The 22,326-nt window shown below is 44.0% G+C and carries 9 protein-coding genes; 4 read left to right on the plus strand and 5 right to left on the minus strand.

From position 1 onward, the window contains the following. Positions 1-5: 5 nt before the first annotated feature. Complete coding sequence (gene cydC / locus KKZ03_RS09025) at positions 6-1,661, plus strand: thiol reductant ABC exporter subunit CydC (protein WP_243221161.1); 1,656 nt, start codon at positions 6-8, stop codon at positions 1,659-1,661. A gap of 135 nt (positions 1,662-1,796) precedes the next feature. Here cydC and KKZ03_RS09030 read toward each other — a convergent pair whose 3' ends face one another. The 3 genes from KKZ03_RS09030 to KKZ03_RS21895 form a co-directional block, all read right to left on the minus strand. Next, positions 1,797-5,081: an EAL domain-containing protein gene (locus tag KKZ03_RS09030; protein ID WP_243221162.1), complete on the minus strand. Its 3,285-nt coding sequence runs from the start codon at positions 5,079-5,081 to the stop codon at positions 1,797-1,799. Positions 5,082-5,613: 532 nt separating this feature from the next. Continuing rightward, positions 5,614-8,904 (minus strand): EAL domain-containing protein, encoded by a 3,291-nt coding sequence (locus KKZ03_RS09035; protein WP_243221163.1) that lies wholly within the window; start codon positions 8,902-8,904, stop codon positions 5,614-5,616. Between the two features lie 491 nt (positions 8,905-9,395). Further along, positions 9,396-12,377 (minus strand): bifunctional diguanylate cyclase/phosphodiesterase, encoded by a 2,982-nt coding sequence (locus KKZ03_RS21895; protein WP_305852373.1) that lies wholly within the window; start codon positions 12,375-12,377, stop codon positions 9,396-9,398. 502 nt (positions 12,378-12,879) lie between these two features. On the opposite strand from KKZ03_RS21895, the gene KKZ03_RS09055 reads away from it, so the two are divergent. Together KKZ03_RS09055 and KKZ03_RS09060 are read left to right on the plus strand one after the other, a co-directional pair. Continuing rightward, complete coding sequence (locus tag KKZ03_RS09055; protein ID WP_243221164.1) at positions 12,880-14,037, plus strand: hypothetical protein; 1,158 nt, start codon at positions 12,880-12,882, stop codon at positions 14,035-14,037. Positions 14,038-14,072: 35 nt separating this feature from the next. Beyond that, entirely contained in the window at positions 14,073-15,677 is a 1,605-nt protein-coding gene (locus KKZ03_RS09060; RefSeq protein ID WP_243221165.1) for a DNA recombination protein RmuC, read from the plus strand. 72 nt (positions 15,678-15,749) lie between these two features. Here KKZ03_RS09060 and KKZ03_RS09065 read toward each other — a convergent pair whose 3' ends face one another. After that, complete coding sequence (locus KKZ03_RS09065; RefSeq protein ID WP_243221166.1) at positions 15,750-19,856, minus strand: EAL domain-containing protein; 4,107 nt, start codon at positions 19,854-19,856, stop codon at positions 15,750-15,752. Positions 19,857-20,513: 657 nt separating this feature from the next. On the opposite strand from KKZ03_RS09065, the gene KKZ03_RS09070 reads away from it, so the two are divergent. Further along, positions 20,514-21,269 carry an IS5 family transposase gene (locus tag KKZ03_RS09070; RefSeq protein ID WP_243217187.1) on the plus strand — a complete coding sequence of 252 codons (756 nt, stop codon included), beginning with the start codon at positions 20,514-20,516 and terminating at the stop codon, positions 21,267-21,269. A 369-nt stretch (positions 21,270-21,638) separates the two neighbouring features. On the opposite strand, the gene KKZ03_RS09075 is transcribed toward KKZ03_RS09070, so the two are convergent. Next, positions 21,639-22,265: an excisionase family DNA-binding protein gene (locus KKZ03_RS09075; RefSeq protein WP_243221167.1), complete on the minus strand. Its 627-nt coding sequence runs from the start codon at positions 22,263-22,265 to the stop codon at positions 21,639-21,641. Positions 22,266-22,326 lie beyond the last annotated feature (61 nt).

The following is a 22,326-nucleotide window of genomic DNA, read 5'->3' on the forward strand; positions in this document are numbered from 1 at the left end:
TTTTTTTGAAATTATTTAAACCCCATCGTGGCTGGTTAGTGGCCGGAATCTTGTTGTCATTAGTGACGGGCCTGGCATCCATTGCTTTATTAACGTTGTCGGGCTGGTTTATTAGTTCTGCTGCGCTGGCCGGATTAGTTGCCATGGATGGCAATGCGCTGACCTTTAATTTTATGCTGCCTGCGGCACAAATACGCGCATTGGCCATTATTCGTACTTTGGGTCGTTATGGTGAGCGTTTGGTGACGCATGAAGCAACTTTTCGGGTCTTGGCGGGTATCCGTGGCTGGTTTTTTCAACAACTGATTCCTTTGGTGCCGGGACGTTTGTCGGTCATGCGTAGTGGTGATTTATTATCACGCATGACGGCAGATATTGACGCGTTGGACGCTCTGTATTTACGCTTGCTTGCTCCGGCCATCGTAGCGACTGTAGGAGTGACAGCCGTTACTGTCTTTTTGGCTTTTTATGCGCCGGTAATCAGTGTGGCTACCGGCCTTATGTTGCTTGTTGGCGCGGTGTGGGTGCCTTGGTTTTTTAATCGTTTGGGAGCTGGTGGTGCTGAGCAAATTATTGTTTTGGCGGCCAATTTCCGTATTCGTCAAGTTGATATGATGCAGGGTTTTACTGATTTAATCGCCAATCAGGCTTATGAGCGTTTTAGTGATTTTCTGGGGCAGTTTTCTGCTTTAATGATTAACACCCAACGACAAAATAACCGTTTGTCGGCCATTGCCTCAGCACTTACCTTTTTGCTGGCACAGTTAACGGTATTATTGGTTCTGGTGTTTGCCGTAATTTCATTTAAAAATAATTTGTTGTCAGGGCCGGATTTAGCGATAGTTATTTTTTGTGTGCTTGCTGCTTTCGAGTTGGTAACACCCTTGCCGCAAGCCATGCAAATGCTGGCAAAAACCCAAAAAGCGGCCCGGCGTATCAGGCAGGTGTCAGAAATGTCACCAACAGTTGCCGTGCCAATTCAGGCTTTGGCACTGCCGGAACGTTATGATGTAGAGTTACAGGAGGTTAGTTTTAGTTATCCTGATCAGCAACATCCAGCTTTAAAAAATATCAATTTGGCTATTCCACAGGGCAGTAAAATTGCGATAGTCGGTGCCAGCGGTTCAGGCAAGACCACGTTGTTGCATCTGTTGATGCATTATTATGATCCTGATCAAGGCAGTGTTTTATTGGCAGGACAAAATATCAAGCAACTGGATGCCGAGCAATTAATGACTTGTTTTGGTGTCTTGTCTCAGCGTAGTCAATTGTTTGCTGCGAGTATTAAAGAAAACCTGTTGATAGCCAAACCCAACGCTTCTGCAACAGAACTGGCTGCGGCCATAAAGGCGGCAGGACTGGAGAAATTTATTGGTTACTTGCCGGAAGGTCTTGATACCTGGGTAGGTGAAAGTGGCGTACAAGTGTCAGGAGGTGAAGCGCGGCGCATTGCCTTGGCGCGGTTGTATCTTAAAAATGCGCCCCTATTGATTTTGGATGAACCCACCGAAGGTTTGGATAGCGATACCGAGGCTGACATATTTAAAGCTCTGGCAATTTTTGCCAAGGATAAAACCGTGGTTATGGTGACTCACCGTGAGGCGGGTTTGGGGCTGGTTGATGCCATTTATGGGATGGAGTCGGGGCGTTTGTTTCAATAGGCTGGTTCCCAAGCTGTAACTCGTTCCCAAGCTCCAGCTTGGGAACGAGTTACAGCTTGGGAACGAGTTACAGCTTGGGAACGAGAGTTGTACGGGACTTGGGAACGAATACGTCTATATCCGCAACCAGTGGCCCTATCTTAAAGACTCTTCAAACTGCTTAATCGGTAAAGGCTTGCCAAATAAATAACCTTGAAAGTGGAAGCAGCCTTTTTGTAAGAGCATTTGTTGTTGCTCTTTTGTTTCAACGCCTTCGGCAATAACCTCAAGTTTCATGCTCTGTGCCATGTTGATAATGGTCAATACGAGTGCTTGATCGCCGCTGTCAGTAGTAATATCTTGCACAAACGACTGATCAATCTTCAGTTGATACAAAGGCAAGCGTTTTAGATATTGCAGGGATGAATAACCAGTACCAAAGTCATCCAGTGAGAAGCGGACGCCAAGGGCATTTAATGAACTGATGGCGGCAATATTTTTTTCGAGGTTATCAGTCAACATACTTTCTGTCAGTTCCAGCTTTAATTTAGCCGGGTTGATGGCATGACGTTCTACCGCATTTTTTACCTGCGATACAAAGTTCACTTGGTGAAATTGCCTGGAACTTATGTTAATTGACAGGGTGAGCTCACAGGTCGTCTTGTCTTGTTCCCATGCTTTGAGTTGCGCGCAGGCAGTTTCCAGTACCCATTGTCCAATAGGTAAAATTAATTCTGTTGCTTCTACCATCGGAATGAAATTATAAGGTGACACCAAGCCACGCTCGGGATGTAACCAGCGAATCAGGGCTTCTGCGCCTATTGGGCGTTCCAGGGCATCTACCTGAATTTGGTAATACAGTTGAAATTGTTGCTGATCAAGTGCCTTGCGTAAATCTATATCAATAGAAGCGCGGGCATTAATGGCATCTTGCATCTCCTGATCAAAAAAGTACAGGCGATTGCGGCCGGAATCCTTCGCTTGATACATGGCGATATCGGCCTGCCGAAAAAGTTCATCAATGCCGGCTCGTTGTCCTTTAAACAACGTAGCACCGATACTGGCTGTGGTATGGTATTGATGATAATTTAGATTATACGGTTGATTAAGCGCTTCCAGGATCTTATCGCCTATCGCTTTGGTCTGTGCCGCAGCTTCAATGGCTTGATCACTTAAGCCTTCCAGTAGCACGACAAACTCGTCACCACCCAAACGGGCTACGGTATCACTTTCGCGCACACAGGCGGTCAACCTTGCTGTAACCTGTTTTAATAATAAGTCACCGGCATCATGACCGAACGTGTCATTGACGATTTTGAAATGATCCAGATCAAGAAACATCAACGCACCTTGATCTCTGTTACGGGTACTACCGACCAATGCATGTTGGACACGATCAGTCAGCAGACGACGATTGGCCAATTCAGTAAGCGGATCGTAGAAAGCCAGACGCTCAATTTCCTCTGCGGCAGCTTTACTGATGGTGATATCGGTTAAGGTAGCAACGTAATTGGTCACTTTACCATTGGCATCTTTTATTGTGGTAATGGCGAGATATCCTGGATAGACTTCGCCATTCTTACGCCGATTCCATATTTCACCCGACCATGTCCCGGTATTTTCTATGGCTTCCCACATCTCAGTGTAGAAATCCTTATCATGGCGGCCCGAGCTAAGCAGGTTGGGATTTTTGCCAATAACTTCTCGCGCGGAATATTCAGTAATCGTGGTAAAGGCATTATTTACCCGTAGAATAATGCCGGAGTCATTGGTAACCATCATGCCTTCCTGGATCTGGAAGGCCGTCGCGGCGATGCGAAGATCATCCTCGGCCCGCTTACGAATGGTTATGTCGTGTATGGTTGTTTGCAACAATAATACGCCATTAATCATCATGGAATTAAGCGTTACTTCGGTGATGAAGTTTTTGCCGGTGTCAACTCGCTTATACATCCATTCGAAGCGCACGCTACCTTTTTTTGTAGCGATCTCAATGTACTGCCGGGCTAATGTTATTGAATCCGTACCGCATGGTTGCTTAAGTGGTGATAAATCGGCCGGCTTATAGGAAGTAATAGCTTCACGTGACTGCAAACCAAACATCATCATGGCGGGATTATTGCAATCGAAAAAGCCATTCTCGTTCAACATGAGTACCGCATCTCTGCAGGCATTAAATAGTGTGTGGAATTTTATTTCGGTTTGAGCTAAAGACGCGTCGATTTGCTTGCGTTCAATGGCAATACTGGCCAGACGGGCTGATTGTTCGATGAGGGCAATATCAAACCCGGTTGGTGTATGTGGCTCATGATGGTAGATAGCAAAAGTACCCAGTACTTGGCCAGATGATGACAAAATAGGCTGTGACCAGCAAGCACCTAGTACTGCATTGACTGCAAGTTTTTTATAAGCAGTCCAGTTTGTGGGTGTGGCAATGTCCTCAACGACAACACGATTGCCGGTAACAAAGGTCTCTCTGCAAGAGTCAGCGTTAATTTTTATGCCGTTAGTGACTTCGTTGAAAAAATCAGGCGGATTTGGGGATGAGCCATTAACAAGATGTTTGCCGTCGCTATCGAGTAACAAAATGCTGCAAAGCAGTGTCGGGTAGAGTTGCTCTACGCCTGTCACAATAGCTTCAATAACACTAAGTAGGGGGCTGTTTATGGCAAGTAGTTCTAAAATGCTGCTGTAAAAGTGCGCATACCGTTCGGAATTTATGCGCGTGGAGATGTCCAAGGCTATACCAAACAAGCCGGAAATTTCACCATTATCATTATGTATTGGATATTTACGGTTATCTATCCAGCTGCTATGGGCCTCGTTATTCGATGCTTTCTGGATTTCATGGGCCACATTAATGCCCGCGAATACTTGCTTCTCCAGACTGTAGTAAATATCGGCATCTTTTTCCGAAAACAGGTCGTAATCAGTTTTTCCAACCAGGTACGACGACTGTTTTATAGTATCTGTAATAGCGCCCGGTGTTTGGCTGGCACCAGTAAATACATGATTACGATCTTTGAAATAAATATAATCATTGGTATTTTCCATCATGGCCCTGAATTGGGTCATCATGGGTTGGTCGCTTAGCTGTTTACTGATGCTTTTTGCATCTTGCAGCAACAGGTCAAGGATAATATTACTGTCAGTGACGCTTGGTTCTTTGCTGTAAAGGCCTTTGATGCAGCGTATATGGCCATTGGCTTGCCTGAGTCTGATATTAAAAGTATCGGCAATTTTATTGCGGCCATCAGTTGAGAATAGTACGTCGGCAATGTCCAGATCGTCGGCATGAATCCGACTGTGCAAAGACACTTTGCCAATAAGAAAATCGTCAACTGTATAGCCAAGCAGGGCATCAATACCATCGCCGACAGATAAGACAGTCTGCGGATTAGTCAGTGAAATACGGATTTTGACTTCTGTTGTATCGATCATACTTACATCCGATATTCAAGTTTTAATTCTTGATTTAGGGAAAATCAGCTAAAAAATCATTAGAGCAATAAATGCTTTTCTGGGTATATCGCTCGCTTCCTATGAGCATTGGTACTAAATTGAGCTTGCATATCTGTGGATTACAACGTCAAAGATAAGAAACCTTGAAAATATAACTGGTAGTATATCAGCAATTTTCAGTAATCCTTATTATGACAATATTAAGAAAATTAAATATAGATTTTGATAACAATAATTTATCTTAGGTGTATACAATACATTAAATACTACCTTATAACATTTATGAATTGTAACGAAATGTAACAATTCAATCTAACCTAATTTAAGTAATCAGCACCATACGGTAATGCGCGTCGTACACCAGAAATTAATCGATTTTTTTCAATGCCTTGGGGACTAGTCTGGTAACTTATTGGTTGGTATTAATTCTCTGCAATGAGAGTGACTGCAAAATTGATATCGTAAATGGACGGCTATTATTCATATTAAGGCCAAATTAGTAAAAATACCGCTATTTTAGCGCCTCTTCAAATTGCTTGATTGGTGAAGGCTTACCAAATAAATAACCTTGAAAGTGAAGGCAGCCTTTATGCAGAAGAAGTAGTTGCTGCTCTTTTGTTTCAACACCTTCGGCAATCACCTCAAGTCCCAAACTGTTCGCCATATTGATAATGGTCAGTACGAGCGCTCGATCATTGTTGTCAAACGTAATGTCCCGAACAAATGATTGATCAATCTTCAGTTGGAATAAGGGTAAGCGTTTTAGATATTGCAAGGATGAATAGCCGGTACCAAAGTCATCCAACGAGAAGCGGATACTAATGGCATTCAATGTATTCATGACAGCAATAATTTGTTCAAGATTATCAGCCAGCATACTTTCAGTCAGTTCCAGTTTTAATTTAGACGGATCAATGTCATGACGTTGCACTGCACTTTGCACTTGCGTTACAAAATCTGTTTGGTGGAATTGCTTGGCGCTGACGTTAATAGATAGCGTCAGCTTGCAAGTACTCTCATCTTGTTCCCATGCTTTAAGTTGCGCGCAAGCCGTTTCCAGTACCCATTGCCCAATAGGTAAAATTAATCCTGTTTGTTCTGCCAACGCAATAAAATCATGGGGCGACACCAAACCATGCTTAGGGTGCAGCCAGCGAATCAGAGCTTCTGCGCCTATTGGTTGTGCCAAAGCATCTACCTGAACCTGGTAATACAGTTGAAATTGCTGTTGCTCAAGCGCATTACGTAAATCCATGGTTAAAGAAGCATTGGCATTAATCATTTTTTGCATATCAGGATCGAAAAAGCGCAAGTGATTACGGCCACAATCTTTAGCCTGATACATGGCAATATCAGCCTGTCGAAACAGTTCATCTATGCCGACTACCTCGCAACCATCAAACAAAGTCACCCCAATACTTGCTGTACCGTAGTATTCGTGTGCGGCAAGCTGATACGTCTGTCTGAGAGCATCCAGCATCTTGTCGCCAATGACTTTAGCCTGGGCCGCAGCTTCAAGGATTTTTTCACTTAAATTTTCCAGTAGCACGACAAACTCATCACCGCCCAAACGGGCCAACGTGTCGCTTTTTCGCACACACGCGGTTAAGCGGCTGGCAACTTGCTGAAGCAGTAAGTCGCCGATATTATGACCAAGCGTGTCGTTGATGGTCTTAAAATAATCCAGATCAATAAACATGACAGCACCTCTGCCGCCGCCGTGTGAGCGACATGCCAGGACATGCTTTACACGATCAGTCAGTAGTCGTCGATTGGCCAGTTGTGTCAGCGGGTCATAGTAGGCCAGATTTTGAATCTCTTCTGCGGCCGCTTTATTCATGGTGATATCAGTCAGGGTGGCAACGTAATTGGTCACTTCATCATAGCTATCTTTTACTGCGGTGATGGTCATGTATTCCGGATAGACTTCACCACTTTTGCGCCGATTCCAGATTTCCCCCGACCATGTGCCGGTATTATTGATGGTGTTCCACATCTTGGTATGGAAGGTCGCATCATGGCGGCCGCTTTTAAGAAAGCTTGGGGTTTTACCAATCACTTCTTGCGAGGAATAGCCGGTGATAGTGGTGAAGGCATTATTGACCCGCAAGAGAATGCCCTTGGCATCGGTGACCATCAAGCCTTCCTGAACCTGAAAGGCAGTAGCGGCGATGCGAAGTTCATCTTCGGCGCGCTTGCGGATGGTGATGTCGTGTATGGCGGTTTGTAGTAATATTTGCTTATCAAGCATCATGGAACTGAGCAAGACTTCGGTAATAAAGTTTTTACCGGTATCTGCTCGCTTATGCATCCATTCGAAGCGCAGGCTACCTTTTTTTAGCGCTGTATCAAGGTACTGTCTGGCCAATATTTTTGAATCCGTGCCACAGGGCTGCTTAAGTGGCGACAAATCGAGAGGATGATATAAAGCGATGTCTTCCCGTGATTTTAAACCAAACATTTTTATGGCGGCATCATTGCAGTCGAAAAAACCTTGCTTATTCAACATGAGTACCGCATCTCTGCTGGCATTAAATAGTGTACGAAACTTTGTTTCGGATCGGGTCAACGCTGCGTCAGTTTGCCTGCGCTCAATGGCGATGCCGGCTAGACTCGCTGATTGCTCGATGATGGTAATATCAAATTCGGTAGGGATATGTGCCTGAGGATGATAAATAGCAAAAGTACCCAATACTTGGGCCGATGATGACAGAATAGGCTGGGACCAGCAGGAACCTAATTTTGCCCTGGCTGCAAGCTCTTTCCAGGAAGCCCAATTTGGATGCGTAGTAATGTCTTCAACAATAACACGTTTGCCGGTAAATGCAGCTTCTCCGCAACAACCAACACCAACGCCAATTTCAAGGCCGTTAATAGCTTCATTGTAGAAATCAGGCAGGTTGGGGGCAGAGCCATTGATCAGATGCTTGCCGTCGCTATCGAGTAACAAAATGCTGCAAAGCAGTGTCGGGTAGAGTTGTTCTACACCTAAGACAATATCTTCAAGAATGCTAAGTAGCGGCTTGTTGATGGCAAGCTGCTTTAAAATGCTCCCGTAAAATTGTGCGTACCGCTCGGCATTGATACGGATGGAGACGTCACGAGCAATACCAAACAAACCGGAAATTTTACCGTTATCGTCATAGATCGGATACTTACGATTGTCGATCCAGCCACGATGGTCATGACTATTCGGTATTTTTTGTATTTCATAGGCTACAGGGATGCCTGCAAATACCTGTTTGTCCAACTGGTAGTAAATATCGGCATCTTTTTCGGGGAACAGGTCGTAATCAGTCTTGCCAAGCAGGTCCGACCACTGCTCTATACGGTCGGTAAGAGATGCGAGTGTTTGGCTGGCGCCGGTAAGTACATGATTGCGATCTTTAAAATAAATGTAATCATCGGTGTTTTCCATCATGGCCTTGAAATGGGTCATCATGGCTTGGTCGCCTGGATTCTGAGTGAGGCTTTTGGCATCTTGCAGTAGCAGGTCAAGGATAATCTTATTGTTGGTAGCGTCTAGTTCTTTACGGTAAATACCTTTGACACAGCGGATATGACCATTGGCGTGTCTGAGCCTGATGTTAAACATATCAGTGGTTTTATTGCCGTCAGTTGAGAACAGGACATCGGCAATATCCTGGTCGGCCATGTGAATTCGACTTTGCAAAGATACTTTGCCGTTGAGAAAATCAGCAACCGTGAAGCCAAGCAGGGCATCAATATTATCACCGACAGATAAAACAGTCGGTGGATTGGTCATTGAAATGCGAATGTTAACGTCTATTGGCGTTGGCATGTTTATACTGGCTTTTCACTTTAAAAGGGTTGATTTCGGAATCACCAGCAAGGCCGATAATTAGGGCAATAAAAAGACTTGCTATTCAATTTGCGGGGAGGGATAAGGAGCAGACCCGATCAGCTTGTTCAGTATTAAATAGAAAGTAATTTCGATTTAGACTGTTTTAATCTGACATTAAATAAGTGATTTTTCTGTATATCGCTTACGATCTATTCGTACTAATTATGCGTATATATGCGATTTACAAAGTTAAATATAAGGCCGTATCTACTATAGCATTAATTCGGATTAATCCTAATTAATTCACCTCTTAAGGCAATCCGCAGTAAATAAGCTATTCCTGTATGCTTCGAAATTATGCGTTGTTGGGACATGCCATGCTTGCGATATAACAAGCAATCGATACCGTATGGTCTACTACTATAGAAATAAGTTAAGACCGTGACGCTCCAAAGTCAGGCAACGCTTGGGAGCGGATTTATTGTGAGTTACTTAAGCCAGTGACTATTATTGGCATGAAGACCAGACAAGCTTTTCTGTTTTAGTGCTTCTTCAAATTGCTTGATTGGTAAAGGCTTGCCGAATAAATAACCTTGAAAGTGGCGGCAGCCTTTTTTTAGTAGAAGAGCTTGCTGCTCTTTTGTTTCGACCCCTTCGGCAATAACCTCAAATCCCAGGTTTTCAGCCATAGTGATAATGGTCAATACGAGTGCTCTATCGTTGCTGTCAACGGTAATATCCCGTACAAACGACTGATCTATTTTTAGTTGATACAAAGGCAAACGTTTTAGATATTGCAGGGATGAATAGCCGGTGCCAAAGTCATCCAGTGAGAAGCGGATGCCAAGGGCATTTAAGGTACTCATGGCAGTAATACTTTTATCGATATTATTAGCCAACATACTCTCTGTTAGTTCCAGCTTTAATTTAGCCGGATTAATTCCATAACGTTGCCCTGTATCTGTTACTTGGGTTACAAAGTTCGTTTGGCGAAATTGCTTGGCGCTGACGTTAACGGATAGCGTCAAATTGCAAGTGCTCTCATTTTGTTCCCATGCTTTAAGTTGGGCGCATGCGGTTTCTAATACCCATTGCCCAATAGATAAAATCAGCCCTGTTTGTTCTGCCAAAGGAATAAATTTATCGGGTAACACCAAGCCATGTTCAGGGTGTTGCCAGCGAATTAAAGCCTCTGCACCAATTGGGCATTTCAAAGCATCTACCTGAATTTGGTAATAAAGTTGAAATTGTTGTTGATCAAGTGCCTTGCGTAAATCCTTTTTTAAGGCAGCTAGGTAATGAATTTTTTCCTGCATCTCAGGATCGAAAAAGCGTAGGTGGTTGCGGCCGGACTCTTTGGCATGATACATGGCGATATCGGCTTGCCGAAAAAGATCCTCGACACCTGGCATGGGGTCTTCAAACAAGGTGACCCCGATACTTCCCGAGCAGTGGTATTGTTGCAAGTTAAGTTGATAAGGTTGGTTAAGTGAGGCCAGTATCTTGTCGCCAATCGCTTTGGTTTGCGCCGCAGCGTCTATAACTTTATTGCTCAAGCCTTCCAGTAGCACGACAAACTCATCACCACCCAAACGTGCCACGGTATCGCTTTCACGCACACAGGACATCAGCCGCTTTGCAACTTGCTGAAGTAGCAGGTCACCATACTTGTGACCCAGCGTGTCATTGATGTTTTTGAAATAATCCAGATCAAGAAACATCAGGGCACCTTTGCCTTCGTTACGGGTACGACTGACTAATGCATGCTGAATACGATCGACAAGCAGTCGTCGATTGGCCAATCCGGTCAGTGGGTCATAAAAAGCCAGGCGTTGAATCTCTAAAGCGGCTGCTTTATCCGTGGTGATATCAGTCAGGGTGGCAACATAATTGGTCACTTTACCATTGGCGTCTTTTACTGCGGTGATGGTCAGGTATTCCTGATAGACTTCACCATCCTTGCGCCGATTCCAGATTTCACTAGACCATGCCCCGGTATTATTAATGGTACTCCACATCTGGGTATGGAAGTTCGCATCATGGCGGCCAGAGTTAAGAAAGCGAGGATTTTTACCAATAACTTCTTGCGCAGAATAGCCGGTAATAGTGGTAAAGGCATTATTGACCCGCAAGAGAATACCTTTGGCATCGGTGACCATCATGCCTTCCTGAACCTGAAAGGCGGTAGCAGCGATGCGAAGGTTGTTGTCGGCCAATTTACGTTCGGTGATATCTTCCACCATGACCACCAGATAATTCACGCTACCTTCTGTGGTTCGCACGCACTTTACATTAAGGTTAACGAATGCCACAGTGTCATCCTTGCGAATAAAACGCATGTCTAGCGTATAAGCTTCGGATGCCCCGGACAATATACGCTTGATCTCGGCGGTAGCCTTGGCTTTATCTTTCGGATGGCATATTTCTGCACAGCTCATTTCGGCGATTTCGGCATGTGAATAGCCAAGAATATCGCATAATTTACTGTTAAATTTCAGCCAGCGCAGGGTAGTCGGTGAAACGATGCCCATACCAATAAAAGGCATGTTGTAAAAGTTACTGATCAAATCAGCCTTATGCACTGCCTCTTCCATTTTCTTGATTTCGGTGATGTCCTGAACAATGCCGATTTTTCGTTGTGGATTTCCAGTGTCATCATTTCTAAGTTCGCCAATCGCCATAATCCACCGTACTTCACCATCAACCCGGCGGATACGACACTGGAAATGCCATGGGGTCTTTGTCGCAAAGGCATCATTGAAAATCCGGTTAACTTCAGCGCGATCTTCCGGCAATACATGCGTCAACAACAGCTTATAAGTCCAGTTTGGTAACAGTTCCTGGTAACCGAAAATACGGTCATGTTCAAGCGAGCGATAGGCGGTGTGGTCCGTCAGGTTGAGATCCCATATCCCGGTATGAGTCATGGTTAACGCAAAACAGGTCAATTCTTCGCTTCGGCTCTGTGCCAGTTTTGTTTGCTTTTGTGCGCTATTATCAGTAACCATCAACAAGTAACCAATAATGTCGTGCTGGTCGTCACGCAGCGAAATAACTGACACTATGGCGGATAAGCGACTGCCGTCTTTACGGATATAGGTTAACTCGTAAATATCCTCAATGCCATGTGAGGCTTTAAATATCAACGCGTCAAAACCTGCTGTAATTGGTGTGGCGTATTCCTGGCTTAATGCTGCTGCCCGCATAACAAGTTCTTGTGGGTCAGAAATATCGGCTGGGGTAATTTTATTGATCACCTCCGCAGCTGTATAGCCGAGCATAGACTCCGCGCCAATGTTAAATATCTGAATAATGCCTTGCGCATCAGTGGCAATGCTTGAGAAATTAACGCTGTTGAAAATTGCACGCTGCAAAGCTGCAGATTTTAGCGGTGCTTCTTCCCGACTGGTTTCGGTTAAATCTTGTGGTGTACTCGGGATAGATATCAGCGTGGTTGGTTCTTTTTGCATGTAAAATTTCGGGTTCAAAGGGGGCTATTTAGTTTTTTGGGATACAGCCTAATACAGTAAGTAAATTCATGTTTGGCAGGATATTTATGTGTATTGTTAATATAAACTGTATATTTATTGTAAATATTGTACTTGAAAGTGACGAGAAATTCCACACAATGACTGCTACAAAGAGTTGCAGGATAAGCAATCGCTTACGATTGTTTTGGGGGGCGGTAATATACGATGTACTTTTCTCTTAAAACAAGAATATCGATGCCCGTTGGGGATTACGATCTTGATCGAAGCGTTTGCAGACTTCAATCATTTTTAAAGCGTGGGTAACAGGATTCCAAACATCGTTACGCTTTAGAAAATCATACCAATACCAATACCAATACCAATACCAATACCACTTACATTTTGTCTATGTTTTGCCCGGATAATTTTCCTGGTGTTAAAATATGTCAAAATTTAAGTTTTATGTTACCGTTTTTCATCCCTCAACCATGAGCTAAACACGATGAACCAATCCAAAAAAAAGCTAGTTCTTATAACACCAAAAGCCGATGGAAAAAAAATCTTGTCAGCGGCTCAAAAGCAATTTAATAGTCTGACTAAAAAAATTGATAACAAAAAAAAATTGTTGATGGAATGGCAAGAAACCATTCCGCTGTATCGTCAAAAGGTTGATGAGGAATATGAACCCTTGGAAGAGGCTTTAAGTAACCATAAATCAGAGTGGGTTCAGTTATTGGATCAGTCTTACAATCTGCCGCTGTTTAAAAAAACCGATAAGTTGAAAATGAAACATCTTATTTGTGAGCTGGCAGAGAATTTAATCACCGAGTTTAATAAGGATGATTTAAAGACACTGTTTAATAAGTACAGTGATGAGGATTACGATACTGTTAATCAACAGAGTGAATCTGCTGTTGGTGATTTGATGAAAAGTCTTGCGGAAGATATGTTTAATGTCGATTTGGACGATGATGTTGATATAAGTTCGCCAGAGAAATTTCATGCTCACTTGCAGGAAAAACTGCGTGAACAAGCCGATGAACAAGCGGCAGAAGCGGTTAAGCCCCGTAAAAAAACCAAAAAGCAACTAGAAAAGGAAGCCCGCCAGCTAGAGGAAGATGAGTTGGCCAGCAAATCGGTTCGAGAGGTTTATCGCAAATTGGTCGCTGCACTGCACCCTGACCGCGAACCTGATGAAGAAGAGCGTAAACGCAAAACCGAGTTGATGCAACGCGTCAATACCGCTTATGGAAAAAAAGATTTGTTGCTGCTGCTGGCATTGCAGTTGGAGATTGAACAAATCGATCCTGAGCATTTGAGTCATATTGCTGACAGTCGCCTAAAGTATTTTAACAAGATCCTGAAAGAGCAGTTATCTGAATTGGATCAGGAAACCGAACAAATTGAAGGGATGTTTAAAGTCGATTTAAACTTGCCATTTTATGTCTTGTTAACACCAAAACAGTTGCTGTTAAGACTGGCCAAAGATATTCAGGAACTACAGGGAGATATCGTTGCCATTCAAAATGAACTGGAAATATTTCATAACCCTCCGGCTCTTAAAGCCTGGCTAAAAACCTATAAAATACCCAAGAATTCTGATCACGATGATTTTGATAATTTGCTGTTTGGCGGCATGATGCCGTTTGGATTTAAATAAGACGGTTAATCATTGCTTAAATTACTGGATAAATCATGACCGAATCTTTGTTGCTTACTATTGCCGGAGCATTGGCAGTGGCTATTTTACTATTGTTAGTCGTTGTTTTGCTACGCGTAAACGGCTTGATTAAAGCCGGCGCAGACAGTGGCTTTCAAGAATTAATGCGTTTGCAGAAAATGCATGAGATTAGTTTAAAAGAAGGGTTTTCTGAAGCGAGGAAAGAACTGAGAGAAGTCAGTTTGGAAAATCGAAGGGAAATGCAGGAGTCTTTTAAAATTTTTCAGGATACCCTGCTAAACCGGATTAGCGAGAACGGGACTATTCAACACAAGCAGTTGGAAAGCTTCAAGAGTGCCTTAAATGACTTATCTGAACGACTGATTACCAATTCCAATGAATTTAAGCAGAGCGTGTCATCATCGTTTCAAACGTCAAGTGACGTGTTAAACCGCAAACAGGATGAGTTTCGGGAGAAAACGGTGCAAAAGTTGGACGACTTTGAAACGAGTATAAAAAACGATGCCAAATTAAACCGGCAGGAATTAAATGATGGCTTAAAGTCATTTAAGATTTCGTTTTCAGAAAGTATTAATGATTTTAACCAGCAGTTAAGTTTGAAGTTTGCTGAGTTAAACAAGCAGCAAGTCGATGCCACGGCACAATCCAAAACCAGTATCACTGAAATCAGGGATACCATTGAAAAACAACTAAGGTCTATTCGGGAAGACAATACCCAGCAATTGACGGAAATGCGTAAAACCGTCGATGAAAAATTGCAAAGCACTCTGGAAAAGCGTCTGGGCGAATCCTTTAAACAAGTTAGTGACCGACTTGAGCAGGTACATAAAGGCTTGGGTGAAATGCAGACCTTGGCGATTGGTGTTGGGGATTTGAAAAAAGTACTCGCCAATGTAAAAACACGCGGTATTCTTGGCGAATACCAATTAGGGAATATTCTGGAGCAAATTTTGACTCCCGAGCAATACTCGACCAATGTTGCTACCAAGCAGGGCAGTCAGGCGAATGTTGAGTTTGCCGTAAAACTACCCGGAAAGTCTGATGAAAAAACAGTCTGGCTACCATTGGATTCCAAATTCCCTTTGGAGAGTTATCAGTTACTCTTGCTGGCTTATGATGAAGCGGAACCTGCAAAAATTGATCAGGCACAAAAAATCTTGCTTAAAGTCGTGGAAAGTTTTGCCAAAGATATTAGTGATAAATATATTGACCCACCGCATACCACTGATTTTGCGATTATGTTTCTGCCGGTTGAAAGTCTGTTTGCCGAGGTATTGCGCCATCCACATATGTTTGAACTGCTCCAGCGTAAATACCGCATTACCATTACCGGTCCTACCACGTTATCGGCTTTGTTAAACAGCCTGCATATGGGCTTTAGAACGCTTGCCGTACAAAAACGCAGCAGCGAAGTCTGGAAAGTATTGGCGGAAGTTAAAACAGAATTTGCCAGTTATTCCGATCAGCTGGCGCTGGTCCATAAACAATTGACTACCGCATCGGGTTCCCTGGAGAAATTAAAAGATACCCGAACCAAGGCGATGGAAAGAAAACTGCGCGATGTGGCGATATTGGAAATTACGGAAGATAAAGAAGCTGTTTTACTATTGGAAAGTTGAGGGACGATAAGGTCATGTTTGAAAAACTCTCGCTCCATAATTGAAATTGCCCAGTCAATTATCTTCTTGTTTTCAAGTATCTGTTCCCGTTGATTTCCAGTTTTCCTTAACCAACAACTTTAACTGTTTAAGCAAGGCGTAGTGCAGCTTATGGAGTTTATCCAGTTTTGTCAGTGCTTCCGTGGTTTGATCATTGGTATGTAAATTTAATAGTTCCGTGGCGAGAAGGTGTACTTGCTGGTGTAAGGGCATGATGGCCTGAAGGGTTGGATCACTAATATGGCGTGTTCTGCTTTCTGTATTTAGCCATTTACCGAAGCGGCATGGCAGGTCATTAGGGGCAGGATTTTTACGCCCGGATTTAATATGGTTTTCTATGCTGGTAATCCAAATGCTATGTTCGGCGCTGGCAAACAGTAGCGGCAAATCGTCACGAGCAAAGGATGGTCGATTAATCCAGCTTGAATCAGGTCGCCAAGTGGCGGCCCAGTTCGGGATATTAGCGGCTGGCATGGGGTAGCCTATAGCGTAACCTTGAGCAAGGTCACAACCAAGTTGTAGCAGCATTTCACCATGTTTTATGGTTTCCATTCCTTCGGCAATTACCTGAAGGCCGAAGGCTTTAGCCAAGGCGACTACCCCCTCTATAATAGCCAGATCATCGGTGTCGTGTAGCATATCTCGCACGAAACTCTGATCAATCTTGATCTGATTGACCGGCAAGCGTTTCAGATAAGTCAATGAGGAATAGCCCGTGCCGAAATCGTCCAAGGAGAAGTGTACGCCAATTTCTTTGCTGGCTTGGATCACTTTGGATACTTTAGGCAAGTCCTTCATGGCACTGGTTTCAAGCACTTCCATTTCCAAATCCCCCGGCCTGACATCAGGATGAGCTTTAAGTCGTTCTTGCAGGCGTTCAATGAAGTCGCTTTGCTGTAACTGGAGAGCATCAATGTTGATACTGACAGGAATGTTTAATCCAGACGCATGCCATTGTTCTATTTGAGTCAGCGCTGTTTCAATTACCCACTCACCAAGCTCTAGGGATAGTTGATGATTTTCGATTAAGGGCAAAAAAACATCAGGAAGCAGCAGGCCTTTGTCCGGGTGCTGCCAGCGAATTAACGCTTCGGTACCGATGATGCGGCCTATGCGAAGATTGACTTTGGGTTGGTAATACAGCACAAATTCGCCTGCAGCCAGGCCACTACGGATGCGCTCCAGGCTTTCGTGGCGGGTACGGGTAAGGTTGATTTCTGCGGCATCGAAAATATTGTAACGGTTTTTTCCTCTCATTTTGGCTTGATACATGGCTTGGTCGGCTTGTCGTATCAGTAAATCTGCATCTGCCTCTTCTGTCTGTGGGTAAAAGGTGACCCCCATACTTGCTGAAACCTGGAGGGACATGTTGTCAAATTGAGAAGATTGGGATGCGGCAGTGAGTATTCGGGTTAGTAATGGTATGCTGGTTTCGATGTCGCTTATATCAAGTAGCAACGCGATAAATTCATCGCCACCTATTCTGGCGAGGGTATCAATTTCGCGCAAAGCTTGCTGCATATTGTTGGCGACAGTGATGAGTAAGTGGTCGCCGGCTAAATGCCCGTAATTATCGTTGATGGCCTTAAAGCCGTCCAGATCAAGAAAGACCACTGCCAGTAGTTGCCCATGTCTTTTGGTTTGAGCGATACCTTGATGTAGACGATCAATCAGGAGTGTGCGGTTGGGTAGATTGGTCAGTGGATCGTAGTGAGCGCTCCGTTCCAGCTCAGATTCGTGTTCCTTAAGTAAGGTAATGTCGGACAGCAGTGCGACATAATACTGAACCTTACCTTCTGTATCCCTTATGGTAGTGATGTTTTGCATTACCGGGTATACTTCGCCGTTCTTGCGACGATTCCAAAATTCGCCATACCAATAGCCTTTATTGACCAGATCATGCCACATGTTCATGTAGAATTCCGGTTCCTGACGACCGGAGCTTAGAAGCCGAGGATTTTGCCCCTGGACTTCATCGTAGCTGTAGCCGGTTATTTCGGAAAAGGCGTCATTGACCTGAATGATGGCACCGTTACCGGTAGTGATCATGATACCTTCGCGGGCATGGGTAAAAACACTGGCAGCGAGTTGGAGTTTTTCTTCGGCTTGTTTGCGCTCACTAATGTCTTGCAGAAAAACTACAAATTGCTCGTCTTTGATGGGTTGGTACTGGATACTGACCTCGACAAAAAAAATACTCCCATCCTTGCGACGGTGTGTTGACTCGAAACGGTCTTGGCCCTGAGTGATGATATTTTGCAGATGTCTCACGGTATCTTCAGATGTTTCCGACGCTTCCAGGTCAGCAACAGACATGGTTAGCAGTTCCTGCTCTCTATAGCCGCTCATTTGGCAATAGGTTTCGTTAACTTCCAACAAATGCCCTTGTTTATCTAATAACCAGAAACCATCCATGGTCGTATGGAGAATACTTCGATGTCGTTCTTCATTGTTCAGCAGTGCCGAGGTTAATTCCAGTTGCCTTTGGTAGAACATCTGGCGCTGTTGCTGCCATAACAGAAAAATTAGCGCGCCTGCACTACAGACAAGTATGGATACCATTAAGAGTGTGAGTTTCATCCGTTCGCGGAGAGGAGCATATACTTCCGCCTCGTCAATACGGGTTACCAGATACCACGGCGAATCAGGAATGGCATTTACTGCCGCAATTACCGGTACGCCCCGATAATCGAGGCCTTCGACGATGCCACGTTGTCCTAATACTGCTTTTACGGCGGGTAGCGAGGTGTTGCTAAGTGGCATGTGCAGGTTAAGGGCAGCATCCTTGTAGAAGCGAAGGTCGTTCAAAAAGAGCACATCGTTGTTGTCGCGGCGAACGAGTAATGTTTCGGCGCTAGTACTTGGCGTTGGCCAATGTTGGATAAACGGATACAGATAACGGGTCGGATCAATACGCATCCCTATTACGCCCAGTGGCTTGTTGTTGTCCTGCACATTAAAGATCGGTAATATCAGGGCCAGATACACGCGCTGATCATGTTCGTCCCGATAAAAATCTTGCAGCATGATTTGCCCTGATTGCAGGGAGTCAGCTGCGCTTTTAATTAGCGCGGTGCTCAAGGGTGTCGTCATTTTAGGCATTGACATGTGAATGCTGCCTTTACTGTCAAGCAGAAAAGCCATGTCGTATCCGAATTGGTTTTGGTACTTGCCGAGCCAATCTTGCATTATTTTTTGTGCGGACCCGTTATTTGGCATCTCCAGTAGTTGTTGGACAACGGCAGTGATTGAGATACTCTGGGTGAGGGAGGCATCTCTAAGCCGTTCCATGCGCCATCGAATCAGTTCGCCCGTTTTTAATTTGGCTATAGCCAGAAGATTCGCTTCTACTTCATGGCGGAATTTTTGTTCAGTCTCGCGGTAGGAGGTAAATGTCACTGCGATAGTGCCAGCGGAAAAAATAACAAAAACCAAAATATAGAGTGGATTATTTATAACATCGGTGTCCGGTGTAATTGATGGGGTCGAATGACGGGCAGCAAACACCCACAGTAGCAGACTGATAATCAGCAGGATCAGGCTGGTGTTGAGTGCAGGAGGAATCAGCGTTTTTTCGAAGGGCAATAGTAGTGGTGTTTCCAAGGCATAGGCTAGAAGCAGAAAAATGCCCAGTAATGAAAGTAAGCCGGGCAAGCCCTTGGCGATTAAATCCTGCCAGAATCCGTGAATAGTATGAGACGGTAAGGTAACCAGCGGCACGTAAGCCAATAGAAAGCCAAAAGCTGTGATTGGGGAAATATATCCTATGGATATATTTCCCGGTGTATGGGGAATTTGCAAACCAAAGAGTTCCCCTGGCCAGTAAATATCGAGAAGTCGTAATGTCAGTAGCAACAAGGCCCACAGGATACCTAGCCAACCGAAGAGAGTGGTGAGTAAAAGAGGAATGCGACCTGGCGACTTTTGGATGCAGAGACCGAGAGTTATGCTGAATAATATAGACAGACCGGCAGTGTTCGGTGCCATTGGGATGGTGCCGGATTTCCAGGTAGTGAGACCGGGATTGTCCAGTACCCAGCCAAGCAGTGACATGAGGCCGATCGCTGCCACGGATAAATGTCCAGCCAGAAGTCCTAGCGTGATCCTGTTTTCTGAATGCTTGTTCTTTGTGGGAGTCATATCATTCCCTGTTTAGAGTCTGGTAGGTTGTCCGGTGGATAAAGCTGTCCATTTATCGACATTTATTTTTGGCATCGCCACCACCATCACCGTATATTCTGGTTCAATATCCTGAGGCCTCTAAATACTAATGCCGGAACAGAGCTCAAAAAAATAATCGGCATGATGAAAGTCACTTTTCCCCTATTCCTCCTAGGAGGCTGTCCGAGAATAGGAACCGTAGCGAGGGAAAGCAATTTTGAGTCAGATTTTTTGATCATTTGAGGCAAATAGTTGTTCTATTAAACGAAAATGAGCGAGTAATCTGGCCAAAATAGCTTTTCCGCAGTAGGTTTTCTATTCTCGGACAGCCTCCCAGGGCGAATCCCGCTTAAAAACATTCAAACTACTGAGGGCTTGTCTCTGCCGATGATGTGCGCTATGGATTCTTTTTAATTGACTCGCGGCCAATGGAGAAGGGCGCGAATGCCATATTTAATCGGCTACTATATTAGCACTTTTCAAAGATGCTTTACTACTGAAAAACTGATGCCAAAATGATAAAAGTGATGGGCTTGTTTACTGCGGAAGTTCGATAGGATTAATGGTTTTTTGTAAGGACTTGCTAGGTTCTGTTGACGTTTCACCAATCCGGTAGAATAAGTCGTTTTGAATGAAATGAAGCGGATAACATTAAGTGATGAAGAGTGGACTCGTATTTTGGCAAGCTTAAAAAAATTGCCTGGAGTTCATATCGGTTTACCCGATATTTGCAGGCAGTTTGTTAATGCCATTTTGTGGATATTACGTACGGGAGCACAGTGGCGTGTATTACCGTCAACGTATGGTAAATGGAATAGCATCTTCAAGCGTTTTTCACGTTGGTGTATCAATGGCATATGGGGTGAAATTCTCTGTCATCTTGCTGAAGACGCTGATTTACAAGATGTTTCCATGGATGGTTCAGTTATTAGAGCACATGCCTGCGCAGCTGGAGCGGCATATAGTTCTGCTGAGAATGAAGCACTTGGGCGCTCCAAAGGTGGATTTGGTTGTAAGATTCACGCGCTTTGTGATGGCTTGGGCATGCCCATCAAATTTATCCTGACAGGCGGGCAGGAGGCTGAATGCAAGCAAGCCATATCTTTATTGGAAAATGTTAATGCTTCAGCCGTTTTAGCAGACAAAGCCTACGACACGAACGAGTTGCGGGAGTGGTTAGCCAGTCGTGAAATAAAAGCGGTTATCCCACCTAAATCGAACCGAAAAGAAGATATTGAGTGCGATTATTGGCATTATAAGGAGCGGCATGCCATTGAATGTATGTTCGGTAAGCTCAAGCACTATCGCAGAATTGCTACACGATATGAGAAAAAAGCTATTAATTACATGGGGATGCTATCATTTTCCTCGGTGCTTTTATGGCTGAGGTGAAACGTCAACAGAACCTAGTAACTGTAATAAGCGTGTGTCATGAAAAGTCGATACTTTCCCTGTGGGTGACATGGCTGGCTAAATCACTCCAACACCTGCAGACAGAGTCATTATGGCGCTAAAGAAACAGTTGAGGCTTGCGGGGTAAGAATCTCTTGTTGATTTTTTGTGCGGCCGTATCTAAAGACAACTATTTAAGTGACGATACCCGAACAGTTTGTTGTAGGTATCCGTGTCTGAAGATGTTGAAAAACAACAAGTTTTCGTATAGTTTTATTTATATTTTGCTATTACCTATTCTAAATAGCATGCGTAAATGGTTTAGCTGCCCTTTGGATTATCGGTAAAAGGCAGCTATAAGCACGTAATTCAGCTTGAAAACGGGTTGTCTTTGGCAAGAGATACCAGTTTTGCACGCGCATACCCATGGATATCCTGAAAAGGTATGGGTTTATGAAATACGGTTACTCCATGGGGCAAAGAACCTTTATTGTCGATGTCTGCTTTGGTCAGTTCGGTCACGACAATAATGTCCATAACATTGAACGAACTATCCTTGCCAAGCGTGTTTATCATTTCGAATCCGTCTACGGCTTGCATTTGTAGATCGCTAATCAGAATATTCGGGCATTGTCTGGTGATTTGTACTAATGCTGACAGGCCATCGTCGACGATATTAAGATCAATGGGCATTTCCCAGCCTGTTATCGTTGACTCATAAAGTTTTTGCAAAGCAGGATCGTCTTCAATGACCAATATGGATAGTTGGAGCGGTTGATTACTGGGGATGGCTGATTGGCCATTTTTCAGAAAATTCTCTACGGCGCTACCCAGTATTCGTCTATGTCCTCCTGAAGTTTTCCAGGCTTGCAGGGTTCCGTCTTCGACCATTTTCTGTACGGTTCCCCTGGATAAGCCAAGCATACTTGCAACTTCGCGTGTATTGTAATAAATGTGACTTTCAATAGTGTCACTGGCATCAAACTGATTTTTCATAAGTGGGCAAAAGGTTAATATTTTTAATGGAATAGATTGCCAAGTAAAACACCAACTCAGT

It is taken from the genome of Methylobacter sp. S3L5C (genome assembly GCF_022788635.1).
GTDB lineage: Bacteria > Pseudomonadota > Gammaproteobacteria > Methylococcales > Methylomonadaceae > Methylobacter_C.

Bases quoted from the DNA above. Each gene is read 5' to 3' on its own strand.
- KKZ03_RS09055 (WP_243221164.1), top strand. From the start codon at position 12,880: ATGAACCAATCCAAAAAAAAGCTAGTTCTTATAACACCAAAAGCCGAT.
- KKZ03_RS09065 (WP_243221166.1), bottom strand. From the start codon at position 19,856: ATGACTCCCACAAAGAACAAGCATTCAGAAAACAGGATCACGCTAGGA.
- KKZ03_RS09070 (WP_243217187.1), top strand. From the start codon at position 20,514: ATGAAGCGGATAACATTAAGTGATGAAGAGTGGACTCGTATTTTGGCA.
- KKZ03_RS21895 (WP_305852373.1), bottom strand. From the start codon at position 12,377: ATGCAAAAAGAACCAACCACGCTGATATCTATCCCGAGTACACCACAA.
- KKZ03_RS09030 (WP_243221162.1), bottom strand. From the start codon at position 5,081: ATGATCGATACAACAGAAGTCAAAATCCGTATTTCACTGACTAATCCG.
- KKZ03_RS09075 (WP_243221167.1), bottom strand. From the start codon at position 22,265: ATGAAAAATCAGTTTGATGCCAGTGACACTATTGAAAGTCACATTTAT.
- KKZ03_RS09060 (WP_243221165.1), top strand. From the start codon at position 14,073: ATGACCGAATCTTTGTTGCTTACTATTGCCGGAGCATTGGCAGTGGCT.
- KKZ03_RS09035 (WP_243221163.1), bottom strand. From the start codon at position 8,904: ATGCCAACGCCAATAGACGTTAACATTCGCATTTCAATGACCAATCCA.